The sequence below is a fragment of the Desulfurella sp. genome, from assembly GCF_049977265.1.
Taxonomy (GTDB): Bacteria; Campylobacterota_A; Desulfurellia; order Desulfurellales; family Desulfurellaceae; genus Desulfurella.
This window is the reverse complement of sequence record NZ_JBMFGQ010000012.1, coordinates 16,122-29,041: the sequence shown is the minus strand read 5'-3', so window position 1 is coordinate 29,041 and position 12,920 is coordinate 16,122. Positions and strand designations below refer to the sequence as shown.

14 protein-coding genes are annotated in these 12,920 nt (G+C 33.0%); 11 read left to right on the top strand and 3 right to left on the bottom strand.

The annotated features are described in order from the left end of the window. From rny to ACP5FO_RS03755, 5 genes are all read left to right on the top strand, one after another. On the top strand, positions 1-1,395 hold a 1,395-nt coding region (gene rny / locus ACP5FO_RS03775; protein ID WP_428106408.1), incomplete at its 5' end, for a ribonuclease Y. Next, entirely contained in the window at positions 1,385-2,170 is a 786-nt protein-coding gene (locus tag ACP5FO_RS03770; protein WP_428106404.1) for a TIGR00282 family metallophosphoesterase, read from the top strand. The genes rny and ACP5FO_RS03770, both read left to right, overlap by 11 nt. 53 nt (positions 2,171-2,223) lie before the next feature. Continuing rightward, entirely contained in the window at positions 2,224-3,423 is a 1,200-nt protein-coding gene (locus tag ACP5FO_RS03765) for a homocysteine biosynthesis protein (protein ID WP_428106402.1), read from the top strand. Then, positions 3,417-4,130, top strand: a complete 714-nt coding sequence (locus ACP5FO_RS03760; RefSeq protein ID WP_428106399.1) for a UPF0280 family protein — start codon at positions 3,417-3,419, stop codon at positions 4,128-4,130. Before ACP5FO_RS03765 ends, ACP5FO_RS03760 begins: the two co-directional genes overlap by 7 nt. After that, positions 4,130-4,558 (top strand): NIL domain-containing protein, encoded by a 429-nt coding sequence (locus tag ACP5FO_RS03755; RefSeq protein ID WP_428106396.1) that lies wholly within the window; start codon positions 4,130-4,132, stop codon positions 4,556-4,558. Before ACP5FO_RS03760 ends, ACP5FO_RS03755 begins: the two co-directional genes overlap by 1 nt. Here the strand turns inward: ACP5FO_RS03755 and ACP5FO_RS03750 are convergent. The 3 genes from ACP5FO_RS03750 to pruA are packed head-to-tail and all read right to left on the bottom strand — an operon-like array spanning position 4,550 to position 7,962. Continuing rightward, positions 4,550-5,437, bottom strand: coding sequence for a DMT family transporter (locus ACP5FO_RS03750; protein WP_428106390.1), 888 nt, complete (start codon positions 5,435-5,437; stop codon positions 4,550-4,552). The genes ACP5FO_RS03755 and ACP5FO_RS03750 overlap by 9 nt on opposite strands. Positions 5,438-5,440: 3 nt before the next feature. Then, positions 5,441-6,331 carry a proline dehydrogenase family protein gene (locus tag ACP5FO_RS03745; RefSeq protein WP_428106385.1) on the bottom strand — a complete coding sequence of 297 codons (891 nt, stop codon included), beginning with the start codon at positions 6,329-6,331 and terminating at the stop codon, positions 5,441-5,443. Continuing rightward, positions 6,331-7,962 carry an L-glutamate gamma-semialdehyde dehydrogenase gene (gene pruA / locus ACP5FO_RS03740; protein ID WP_428106379.1) on the bottom strand — a complete coding sequence of 544 codons (1,632 nt, stop codon included), beginning with the start codon at positions 7,960-7,962 and terminating at the stop codon, positions 6,331-6,333. The genes ACP5FO_RS03745 and pruA overlap by 1 nt, the downstream gene beginning before the upstream one ends. Before the next feature lie 171 nt (positions 7,963-8,133). On the opposite strand from pruA, the gene ACP5FO_RS03735 reads away from it, so the two are divergent. Genes ACP5FO_RS03735 through ACP5FO_RS03710 form a run of 6 tightly spaced genes read left to right on the top strand, consistent with a single transcriptional unit; the run spans position 8,134 to position 12,895 of the window. After that, positions 8,134-9,267 carry a branched-chain amino acid ABC transporter substrate-binding protein gene (locus tag ACP5FO_RS03735; RefSeq protein WP_428106372.1) on the top strand — a complete coding sequence of 378 codons (1,134 nt, stop codon included), beginning with the start codon at positions 8,134-8,136 and terminating at the stop codon, positions 9,265-9,267. A gap of 2 nt (positions 9,268-9,269) precedes the next feature. Further along, a complete protein-coding gene (locus ACP5FO_RS03730) occupies positions 9,270-10,172 on the top strand; it encodes a branched-chain amino acid ABC transporter permease (protein ID WP_428106365.1) in 903 nt (300 codons plus the stop codon). Then, entirely contained in the window at positions 10,172-11,116 is a 945-nt protein-coding gene (locus ACP5FO_RS03725) for a branched-chain amino acid ABC transporter permease (RefSeq protein WP_428106363.1), read from the top strand. The genes ACP5FO_RS03730 and ACP5FO_RS03725 overlap by 1 nt, the downstream gene beginning before the upstream one ends. Before the next feature lie 2 nt (positions 11,117-11,118). Further along, on the top strand, positions 11,119-11,874 hold the full coding sequence (locus tag ACP5FO_RS03720; RefSeq protein ID WP_428106361.1) for an ABC transporter ATP-binding protein: 756 nt from the start codon (positions 11,119-11,121) through the stop codon (positions 11,872-11,874). Next, positions 11,874-12,584 (top strand): ABC transporter ATP-binding protein, encoded by a 711-nt coding sequence (locus tag ACP5FO_RS03715; RefSeq protein WP_428106359.1) that lies wholly within the window; start codon positions 11,874-11,876, stop codon positions 12,582-12,584. The genes ACP5FO_RS03720 and ACP5FO_RS03715 overlap by 1 nt, the downstream gene beginning before the upstream one ends. Next, the gene (locus tag ACP5FO_RS03710) at positions 12,584-12,895 is read left to right on the top strand and encodes a winged helix-turn-helix domain-containing protein (protein WP_428106357.1); all 312 of its coding nucleotides are present in this window, start codon (positions 12,584-12,586) and stop codon (positions 12,893-12,895) included. Before ACP5FO_RS03715 ends, ACP5FO_RS03710 begins: the two co-directional genes overlap by 1 nt. Positions 12,896-12,920 lie beyond the last annotated feature (25 nt).

Here is a 12,920-nt window from a genome sequence, read left to right as displayed (position 1 = left end):
AAAGCCGAAATTGATATTAAAGATTATACACTTACAGCAAAAAACCAGATTGATGAAGAAATCAGAGAAAAAAGAAAAGAAATTCAAAAATGGGAAAAAAGGCTTCAGGCTAAAGAAGAAACATTGGATAAAAAACAGTATCAATTGGATAACAAACAGGAACAATTGAATAAAAAACTTGACGAATTAAAGGAAAAAGAGCAAAACTTAGATAATAAGAATTCTACACTGACAAGTTTAATTGATGAGCAAAAGCATAAAATTGAAGAAATTGCCAATATGACAACAGAAGATGCCAAAGCATACTTGATTAAACAGATTGAAGAAGTGGCAAAAAAAGAAGCTATTTCAAAAATTAGAGAAATTGAAGAAGAAGTTAATGAAAATGCCAAAAAAATATCTCAGAAGATTTTAAGTCTTACAATGGAAAAGATGGCAAGTACGTTTGTTATGGAAAAAACAATATCTACTGTTAGTTTACCAAATGACGAGATGAAAGGAAGAATTATAGGCAGGGAAGGTAGAAATATCAGATCCTTTGAAAAGGAAACAGGTGTAGATTTAATTATTGACGATACTCCAGAAGTAGTAGTAATCTCGAGTTTTGATGCTAAAAAACGGGAAATTGCTAAAGTAACGCTAGAGAAATTAATACAAGACGGTAGAATACATCCTGCGCGTATCGAAGAAGTGGTAGAAAAAGTTAAGCAGGAATTAGAACAGGAAGCTATTGAGGAAGTTAAATCTTTGATATTCGACTTAGGCATAGAAAATTTACATCCAGAAATTATTAGGCATTTATCTATGTTGAAATATAGAACGAGTTACACGCAAAATGTTTTGGCCCATTCAGTTGAAGTAGCTTATATGTCTGGTATTATGGCAGCAGAACTTGGGCTTGATATAAAGTTGGCAAAAAGAGCTGGATTGTTGCACGATATAGGAAAATCTACAGATCAAGAAATGGAGGGTTCTCACACGACAATAGGTGCAGAAATCGCGAGAAAATATGGCGAGAATGAATATGTAATAAACGCAATAATGTCTCATCACGGCGAGGTAGAACCAAATTGTATAGAAAGTGTTCTTGTATCAATTGCAGACACGCTAAGTGCTGCACGACCGGGCGCAAGAATGGAAGTTTTAGAAAACTACATTAAAAGACTGGAAGAGTTGGAAAAAATTGCCAAAAAGTACAAAAATGTCAAGAATGCATACGCAATTCAAGCTGGGAGAGAACTAAGGGTAATAATTGAAGATCAATTTACAAACGACAATGATGCATACCTGACTTCAAAAGAAATAGCCGATGAGATTAAAGAAAATATGACTTATACTGGACAGGTTAAAGTAGTTGCTATAAGAGAACTTAGGGCTATTGAATATGCAAACTGATAAAGTGCGTGTTTTGTTTGTAGGAGATATAGTTGGAGATGCAGGTAGAAAAATAGTCATAGATAGTCTTGATTATTTAAAAAATAACTATTTTTATGATATATCAATAGCCAACATAGAAAATATTGCTGGTGGTTTTGGTATAACAAAAGAAACATATGACTATATTGAACCTTACTTTGATGCTTTTACAACGGGTAATCATGTTTGGGATAAAAAAGATATTGTTATTAATATTGATAATATGCCCAAACTTGCAAAGCCTTTTAATATGCCAAATACAAAAGGCAAGTCATTTGTTATAATAGAGAAAAATAATGTGAAAATTCTTATAGCTACATTTTTAGGTAGAATTTTTATGAATCCCGTTGATAATCCATTTATTTTAATTAATCAAATAACCCAAAATCCAGAACTTCCAGCTATAAAAGTTATAGATTTTCACGCAGAGGCAACAAGTGAAAAACAAGCTTTTGGATGGTATTGCGATGGTAAAGTAAGTGCTTGTTTGGGTACTCACACGCATGTGCAAACAAACGATGAAAAAATTTTACCAAACGGCACAGCTTATATAACTGACGTTGGTTTAACAGGTTGCCACAGTGGTGTTATAGGCTTTAGAAAAGATGCTATAATTGATAAATTTATAACATACATGCCAACAAGGTTTGATGTTTGCAAAGAAGATCTAAGATTAAATGCCTGTATTATTGATGTGAATATTTATAATGGTAAAGCAGTGAATATTGAGAAAATTAATATTTCTAGTACTTGACAAATAATTAGGTTAGTCATATACTAACTTTTATTACTTAGAGGAGGTGTCCTGTGGAATTTAAAGTAAATAAAACAGTAGAAGAAATAAATGAGAAAATTAAAAGAAAAGAAGTAGTGGTAGTAAATGCAAGAGAAATGATTGATATAATTAGAAAAGAAGGCTGCATCGAGGCTGCAAAAAAAGTTGATATTGTTACCACGGGTACTTTTGGTACAATGTGCTCAAGCGGTGCACTAATAAATTTTTGGCACACAAAACCAAAAATAAAAGCATCTAAGGTATGGTTCAATGATGTGGAAGCATACGGTGGTGTAGCTGCTGTTGATTGCTACCTTGGAGCAACAGCTGTAAAAGAAAACGACCCATTAAATAGCATACACCCTGGTAGATTTAATTATGGTGGTGGTCATGTAATTGAAGATTTGATAGCTGGGGGAAAAGTATTAATTAGAGGGGAGGGTTATGGCACGGATTGCTATCCGGCTAAAGAATTTGAAAAAGAAATTACTATTGCTGATTTAAGGGATGCTACATTATTAAACCCGCGCAATGCTTACCAAAACTATTCTGTTGCTATAAATACTACAGATAAAATAATTTATACATATATGGGTGCATTAAAACCAAATATAAGCAATGCCACGTATTCTTCGGCAGGAGAGCTATCTCCGTTATTTAATGACCCGTTTTACAGGACAATAGGCATAGGTACAAGAATATTCTTAGGTGGTGGGATAGGTTATGTAATCTACCAGGGTACTCAACATGACCCGGATGTAGAAAGAAACGAAAGGGGTTTGCCAAAATCAGGTGCAGGTACGCTGGCAGTTATTGGTGACATGAAGCAAATGAACACGAAATACATAAAAGGTGCATCTATATTAGGTTATGGCGTTTCATTAAGCCTAGGCATTGGTATACCTATACCGATAATCAATGAAGAAATGGCTTTTTTTTGCGGTGTTAGCGATGAAGATATACAGGCATATGTTTATGACTATGGCTATGATTATCCAAACAAAATAAGCAAAACATACGGTCTTGTAACATACAAAGAATTGAGAAATGGTAGGATTGTAATTAATGGCAAAGAAGTTCCTACAACACCGCTTTCTAGCTACTATATGGCCATGGAAATTGCTGAAGAGTTAAAAAAATGGATTTTAGAAGGCAAGTTTTATCTTACATCACCTTCTTGTTTAATTGGGCAATCCAAAGATTACGAGCCTCTAAAATATGTAAAATGTTAAGGCTCTATAGACAAGCTGTTGAAAACGATTTATATGCTTTTGAGATAACTATTAAAGAGAGTAATTTGTTTATAAAAACTTGCAGAGACTTAAAAACTATTGCATTTGATACATTGTATAAGATAAGAAAAGATTTAGAAAACTATATCTTAAAATCAAGGGTATTTCTTGTTTCCCTATCGCCAATAAAACAAGATAAAAATGCACCAGATATTGTTAAAAAAATGATTAAAGCTTCTTCTGATGTAGACGTTGGTCCAATGGCTTGTGTGGCTGGAGCTGTATCACAAGAAGTAGGCAAAGTTCTTCTGCAATATTGCAATGAATGTATTGTAGAAAATGGTGGTGATATTTTCTTAAAGCTTAATAGAGATGCAAGTTTAGGTTTATATGTAGGCAAAGATAATCCGTTGAATGATCTTAATATAATATTGAAAAAATCTAATAAACCATACGGCATTTGCACCTCTAGCGCAAAAGTGGGTCCATCTCTATCATTTGGTGCAAGTGATGTTTCACTTATTATTTCGCACGATGCATATTTTAGTGATTGTCTGGCAAGTGCTTGTGGTAATATAATAAAAAACGACAAAGATCTTCAAAAAGCTGTTGATCTAGCAAGAAAATACAAAGAAACCGTCGGTTGTTGTTTTGTTTGTAATGAGAAAGTGGCTTTTTGGGGTGATATAGAAATAGGAGGATTATAGTGATAGCAAAAAAAGTTTTATTGAAATTTTCAAAAAAAGCAGCGGGCAAGCCAGTAATCTGTGAACTATCAAGAAAATTTGATTTAACATTCAATGTAATGGAAGCAAAGATATCACCAAAAAAAGAAGGATTGATGATACTGGAGTTGGTTGGTACAGAAAATTCTTACAATAGCGGTATTGGATACTTAAAAGAAAATGGTGTTGAGATATCAAACCTTGAAGACAGGGTTTTCAGGGATGATGAACTATGCTATCATTGTGGGTACTGTTTAAGTGTTTGTCCTACAGATGCTCTAATTATAGATGACAGGCAAACAATGAAAGTTTCATTTTATAGAGATCGATGTATAGCATGTGAGTTGTGCGTTAAAGTTTGTCCTACTAAAGCAATGAAAATACTTGGGCTTGACGGAGATTTAATTTAGTTTTGAGCTTTGAAGAATGATGCCAAAAGCAATTATGAGCAATCCAATAAATGAACTGAAAAGAATTTTTTCGCCTAAAAATATGTGTATATACACTAAAGATAAAAAAGGTGTTAGGTACAATAAGTTAGATACTATGTGTGTCGGTGCCTTTAGTGCTTTAAACCAAAATATATAGGTTATGCCATTAATAAAAAAGCCATTTAAAAAAAGCCAAAACCATACACTAATGCTTGGCAGCTTAAAAGTAGACAGAAAAAAAACAGTTGGTATCATTAAAATTAGTGCTGATAGAAAAAAAATCATTGCCGATATTGTTTGATCGTATTTAAATTTTTTACCAAGAACACTGAATAGTGCAAAAATAAAAGCATAAAATAAGCTGAGTAAAGCACCACCTAAATTTGTAAGATTAAAGTTTTCAATGTGACCATTTGTTATTATTACAATTATACCAAAAAAACTAATTATAATAGCACCTATTTTTTTTAATGTGGGTCGCTCTCTTAATAGTAAAAAACCTAAAATGATAACCATTATTGGCCAAGTGTATGCAAGTATAAATACTTCTTGGGCACCAGCAATGCTAAAAGCTTTATAAAGAATCAAATAACAAAAATAAGCACCCAAAAAGCCCAAAAAAAACATATTAAAATAATCTTTTACACTGTATTGTTTTAGCAGTGTTAGCTTTTTTTGAAAAACATTAACAAAAAACAAAACCAGAAAAGATATAGAAGTTGAGTAAAAAAGCATTTGTATATTGTTTAGTTCTATTAAAATTTTTTTTGATACTACAGGAATTGCTGCCCAAAATATTATGCACAATGCTAAATAAAAATACGCAATAACATTTTCTTTTGATATTTTAGGCAGCATCTTTTAAGCTAGATGTAATGCAGTTTTTATAAGATTTGGATTTTCTTTTAATCTGCGTTTAGCATAAGCAAGCCACTGTTTACCATATGGAACATATATTCTAAGCCTGTGTTTTCTGTCTAGTATAAACTGCTTTAGATTTTCACCCACTCCTAAAAGCATTTGAAACTCATACTCACTAAATTGTAAATTATAATCTTTAATTAGCTTCATTGCATGAAATACTAGCTTTTCATCGTGTGTAGCAATACCCACATAAGCTTTTTTCTTGAATAATTCTTCTAAGCAATACTTATAATTTTCTACAATAATATCTCGATTTTTGTAGGCATTTTTTTCTGATTCAATATAAATGCCTTTGCAAAGTCTTATGTTCATTTTATCATCGGATAAGTACTCAATATCATCTATTGTTCTTTTTAAATAAGCTTGCAAAACTGTCCCTACGTGTTGACCGAATTCTTTTCTAAGTTGTTTGTACATTTCAATAGTATCTGTTGTATATGGAGAGTTTTCCATATCGATACGCACAAAGTTATCAAGATCATAAGCTTTTTTTATGATTTCTCTAATATTGTCAAACCCCAATTTTTTACTCAAAGCAAAACCCATCTGAGTGGGTTTTAAGGATAAGTTGGCATTTAGGTTGTTGGTTTTAATTTCTTCTAGTACTTTTATACATTCATTCTTATAAAAATTTGCTTCTTCAATCTTTTTTATGTCTTCTCCAAGAACATCAATCGTGCTCATAATGCCGTTTCGGTTAAATATTTTAGTAAGGTTTAGAGCATCTTCCAAGTATGCGCCGGCAATGTATTTTTTAGCAAATATTGAAACAATATTTGATGGTACATAATCGATAGTATTTGAAACAATAGTATTAAATACAGACATTATTCCTCCATCATAAAAGGGTATTCAACCGCTTGAGGCGGATTAAAATTTTCTTTTATAGCTCTTGCGCTTGTCCATCTAATTAAGTTTAATAGACTACCCGCTTTGTCATTAGTACCGCTTGCCCTTGCGCCTCCAAATGGTTGTTGGCCTACCACTGCTCCTGTTGGCTTATCATTGATATAAAAATTTCCAGCACTTTGTTCTAACCTTTCAACAGCAAGATTAATGGCTGATCTATCCTGAGCAAAAATAGCACCTGTTAGACCATAAGGGCTTGTTTTATCGCATAGCTCAAGTGTTTCTTCATATTTTGAATCATCGTATAAGTAAAATGTTACAACAGGTCCAAATATTTCTTCTGTCATTGTTTTAAACTGTGGGTTGTCTGTTAGTATAACGGTAGGTTCTATAAAGTAGCCTAGAGTGTTATCGCATTTCCCGCCTTTTAGAATTGTTGCTTGGTTGGAATTCTTAGCATATTCGATATATGATGAAATTTTATCATAAGCCTCTTTGTCAACAACCGCATTCATAAAGTTTCTAAAATCTTCTGGGCTACCCATTTTGATTTTATCTATTTCATGGAATAAATCATCTTTAATTTCGTTGTAGAGGCTTTTTGGTAGATATACCCTTGAAACCGCAGAACATTTTTGGCCTTGATACTCAAAAGAGCCCCTTACTATTGCCGCAATTAAAGCTTTTTTGTCGGTACTTTGATGTGCAAATATAAAATCTTTGCCTCCTGTTTCACCAACAATACGTGGGTATGTCTTATACATAGGTATATTTTTTGCAATCGTTGACCACATATTATGAAAAGTTTCCACACTACCAGTGAAGTGTAAACCTGCAAAATATGGGTTAGAAAAAATATATTCACCAATTTCAGAGCCTTGTGCTGGTAGAAAGTTTATAACTCCATCTGGCAAGCCTGCTTCTAGTAGAGCTTGCATAAAGATGTATGGTGCATATATGGAGCTTGATGCAGGCTTAAAGATAGAAACATTACCCATTATAACAGGTGCTGTAGGTAAATTGCCAGAAATTGATACAAAGTTAAATGGAGGTGCAGCAAAAATAAAGCCTTCAAGAGGTCTATACTGCATCATATTCCATACACCTTTTGGCGAGAAAGGCTGATCTTCGTAAATTTGCTGCATGTAGTTTACATTAAAACGTAAGAAATCTGTGAGCTCACAAGCTGAGTCAATTTCTGCTTGGAAGGCAGTTTTACTAATCGAGATCATTGTCGCAGCATTGATTATATACCTATACTTAGTACTTAATAGTTCTGCTGCTTTTAAAAAAATTGCTGCGCGCTCTGAAAAATCGTACTTACTCCACACTTTGGCAGCTTTTAGACTTTCTTTTATAGCTAAGGCTATTTCATCTTTTGATGCTTTATAGTAATAACCAAGCAATTCACTATGATCATGAGGTGATCTAATTTCTACTTTTTTATCAGTTTTATACTCTTTGCCACCAATAATCAAAGGTATTTCAATTTTATATGATTTAATTTTTTTTATAGCATCTTTTAATAATTGCCTATGAGTTGAACCTACTTCATAATTATAAACCGGTTCATTTAATGTTTGTGGTACTTTAACGTTACAGTTTTTCATTTTAAACCTCCAAAAATTTACTTTGTTTTAAATTATATACACTTAATTTTATTAAGTCAAGTAAGTTATAAAAAAAATTTAAAACTACTTGACTAATAAATTAATATGTGGTATTTAGTAAATTTAGTTCTATGTTTAAAGTGTAAAAATTTATTTTTCAAGGGGGTTTTTATGAAACTAAAAAACCTGTTATGGGTGGTAGTTTCTCTCATCTTTGTTTTTTCAACAAGTAGTGCTTTTGCTGCAGGTGTAATTAAAATTGGTGTTCAAGCTCCAATTACGGGTCCTTTTGCAAACGAGGGTCAAGGTATTGACAATGCCGTGAAAATGCTGGTTGAACAGCAAAATGCAAAAGGCGGTTTGTTGGGTAAAAAAATTGATGTAATTACTTGCGATGATGAAGGCACGGCAGTAGGTGGAGCAATTTGCGCAAGAAAATTAGTAAATGATGGCGTTATAGCAGTCATTGGTACATATTCTTCAACACCTGCAGAGTCAGCTGAACCGATTTATGCAAGAGCAGGCGTCTTACAAACAAGCGATGCTACAGCCGATTCTTTAACAAAGCACGGTTATTGGACATTCTTTAGAAACTCTTGTCCAAATAGCGCAGAGGCGAATTTTACTGCAGATTTTTTAGTAAAAAAAATGCATTTTAAACGTATTGTGGTTTTATCTGATTACTCTACTTATTCTTCTGATTTAGCTGATGCTACTATGGCGGCGCTCAAGAAAATTGGCGGCAATGTAATATATAGAGGAAAAATCCAAGCAAATTCACAAAACTTCACACCGATTTTGACAAAAATAAAATCTATGAACCCGGATGTAATTTATTTTAGTGGCTATTATACAGACGGTGGTCTTATTAGAGCACAGGAAGTTTCATTGGGTATCAGGGCTGCTTTTGTTGGTGGAGACTCAAATGATAATCCAGAATTCTTTAAATTAGCTGGCAAAGCATCAAATGGCGTTTATATGATAAATGTACCAAGGCCAGACATTTTACCATATCCTTTAGCAAAAGATTTTTTGAAAGATTATCAAGCAAAATATCACATGATGCCACCAAGTATTTGGACATTATTTAATGCAGATGGCTTAAGAGCGATAATGTATGCAATCGAAAAGACTAAAACAACAGATACGAAAAAACTGGCCGCTTTTTTGCATAATTTAAAAGATTTTCCTGGTATTACAGGCCCAATAACTTTTACAAAAGATGGTGAAAGATCTGGTAGCAGGTTTATGGCATACGAAATTTATGATAATAACCACTACAAAATAGTTTACAGAGAAGATTAACAATGGAAATTTTTTTACAGCAAATTGTGAATGGTTTGGCTATAGGGAGTATTTATGCGCTTGTGGCTATAGGATATACTATGGTGTATGGTGTGATGAAGCTTATCAACTTTGCCCATGGTGATCTTGTGGCCCTTGCGGCCTATGTAGGATTAACTGTTCTTATGCAAGCTTTTGGAATGCATATAACTAATTTATGGGCTGTTATTTTAATGTTTATTATAACAGCTATGTTTATATCTGCATTTGGTATAATCTTAGAAAGATTAGCTTATAGACCGCTAAGAAAAGCACCAAGGCTAAGTGCAGTCGTATCGGCGCTTGGTGCATCTCTTGCGATAGAAAACGGTATTATGCTAATTTGGGGACCAAATATCAAAGTTTTTCCATCAAATGTATTTCCGAGTGCTAGGTGGCACATAAGTGGTGTTGTTATTAATTCCACTCAAATAGCAATACTTTTGCTTTCAATCATTTTAATGTTTGCTTTGTATATATTTATTAATAGGACAAAAATTGGTACTGCTATTAGGGCAAGCGCAATAGATCAAGACGCTGCAAAATTAATGGGTATTAATGTCAATGGTATAATAATAGCAATATTTGCACTTGGTTCTTTTTTGGGCTCTATTGGCGGTCTTTTTATAGGTATTTATTATAGAGAACTTTATTTCCAAATGGGCTGGATTTATGGACTTAACGCTTTTATTGCAGCAATAATTGGTGGCATTGGAAATATTCCTGGAGCTATGCTTGGCGGTATGTTGCTTGGGATTTTTAATGTGCTTATCGCTGGTTACGTTTCAAACACATGGTCTGAGGCTTTAACTTTTGCACTTTTAATTATAATTTTGATTATAAAGCCAACAGGTATTTTAGGTGAAAGAGTGGCGGAGAAAGTCTAATGAGAAAAAGTTTAGTATGGTACATCATTTTTTTTGTAGCAGCCATAATATACCCTCATTTTGTAAATCCATCATGGGTTGATATAGGTACAACATTTGCACTTTACTCTGTGGTGGCTTTAAGTCAGGATATTGTTTTGGGTAAAGCAGGGATGTTTGATATGGGTCATGCTACTTTTTTTGGTATTGGTGCTTATACTGCAGCAATTCTAAATACAGTATACAATATTCCTATAATTTATACAATTCCCATTGCTATAGCATTATCCGCTTTGTTTGGGATTATTATATCGTGGCCAATAATTCATCTAAGAGGCGATTATTTACTTGTTGCAACAATTGGTTTTAATATTATTTTTTACCAGGCATTGCAGAATAATTTATTTGGCTTAACAGGTGGTCCAAATGGAATATTTGGTATAGGAACGCCAGTGATATTTGGGATAAATATCTCAAGTCAAAGGGCAATCTATTACTTTGCATGGTTTATTTTGTTAATTACAATGCTTATTATATACAATATCGATAAAAGTAAATTAGGAAGAGCGTTTCATTATTTAAGAGAAAACGAACTCGCAGCAGAAAGTTTTGGTGTAAACAAAAGGTTTTATAAAGTTTTGGCTTTTGCATTGGGAGCTGGTGTCGCAAGTTTAGCAGGTGTAATTTTTGCCGTTCAATACGCTGCTGTAAGCCCAGAAACCTTTAATTTTACACAATCTGTGCTATTTTTTACTATAGTTATTGTTGGTGGGCCATCATCTATTCCCGGCATACTTCTCGGAGCTTTTGTAATGTTTGTAATTCCTCAATTTTTTAGAGAATTTGCAACAGCAAGGTATTTTGTTTTTGGTATTGCCATGATTTTAACGATGATTTTACGCCCACAAGGCATATGGCCTGCAAAGTTTGGAAAATTACCAAAGTATATAACTAAAGAGAGTTAAATATGTTTTTACAACTTAATAATATTTCTAAGACATTTGGTGGTATAGTTGCGATTAATAATTTAAATTTTGAAATAAAAAAGAATCAAATACTAGGTGTTATTGGCCCAAATGGAGCGGGTAAAACCACTGTATTTAACTGCATCACTGGCATATATAAACCAAACAAAGGAAACATTTATTTTGATGGTAAGGATATAACAGGTTTAAAGCCGCATATTATATCAAAACTAGGTATAGCAAGAACATTTCAAAACATTAGATTATTTCCTTCAATGAGTGTGGCAGAAAATATAATGTCAGGGCGCCATTCAAAATGTAGTCAAAGCTGGTTTGACAGTTTAGTTAGAACTCCTAAATACTTTTTAGATGAAAAAGAAAATTGGTTGAAAGTAAAGCACTATATAAATTTGCTAAAGCTTAATGAATATACAAGTGCAATAGTTGGCAGTTTACCTTATGGAGTTCAACGTAAAGTAGAGATAGCGCGAGCGCTTGCAAGTGAGCCTAAATTGATTATATTAGATGAGCCGGCCGCAGGTTTAAACAATAAAGAAACACAAGAGCTTGTTGATTTAATTTATCAAATCAAAGATATGGGAATAACAATCCTTCTAATAGAGCACGATATGGATATGATGATGAGTCTTGCAGAATATATAATAGTTATGAATTTTGGTGAAAAGATTGCAGAAGGTATTCCAAGTGTAGTTCAAGCGAATCCTCAAGTTATAGAAGCGTATTTAGGAAGTGATTGATGGAAACAATTTTACAAATAAATAATTTAGATGTTTCATATGGTTCCGTAACAGCTTTAAAAGGTTTATCTTTTGATGTAAAACATGGAGAAATAGTTGTGCTGGTGGGTTCAAATGGTGCAGGTAAAACTACGACACTGAGAGCCATTAGTGGTTTGGTAAAGCCAAAAAAGGGTGAAATTATTTTTGAAGGTAAGCGAATTGATCATCTACATGCTCACAAAATTGTTCGCCTTGGTATATCTCATGCACCAGAAGGTAGGAGAATTTTTAATACTCTCAATGTTTATGAAAATTTAATACTTGGTGCATATACACAAAAACAAATTGACAAAAATACGCTTGAGTGGATTTATAAGCTTTTCCCAAGGCTAAAAGAAAGATCAAAACAACTCGCAGGAACACTTTCAGGTGGTGAGCAACAGATGTTAGCAGTTGGAAGGGCTCTTATGAGTAAACCGAAACTTTTGCTTTTAGATGAGCCAAGTCTTGGATTATCGCCTACTTTGACAAAGACTATATTTGATACCGTAAAGCAAATTCGAAATAATGGAGTAACTATACTTATGGTTGAACAAAACGCTAAAGCGGCATTAAAATTCGCAAACAGGGGTTATGTGTTAGAAGTTGGTAAAATTGTATTAAGTGGGACTTCGGATGAGCTATTATCTTCACAGAAGGTAGTAGAGGCGTATTTAGGGAAAAAATAATGACTATTTATATTGATATACCAAAATCTACAATTATACAAGTTCTAAAAGATTTGAAAGAAAAAGAATTAAGTGGTGCGCTGAATACTTTATGGTGGTTTTTTAATGAAGCTTCAAAAATACCTTCAGATAGTTTATTAATTAAAGGCGACCCCGAAGTTATTGCTGAAGATTTAGGCTTGTCAAAAGTAATTGTATATAAGCATATAAAAAAATTAAAAGAATTAAATTATATAAAACAAGAAGACTCAAAAAGGCATGTTTATGTTTTAAACAGTGCTATGTTTAGTAGAAGGTATTTTTTTGGTTAATTAATATTTTTTTATTGTTGAAATT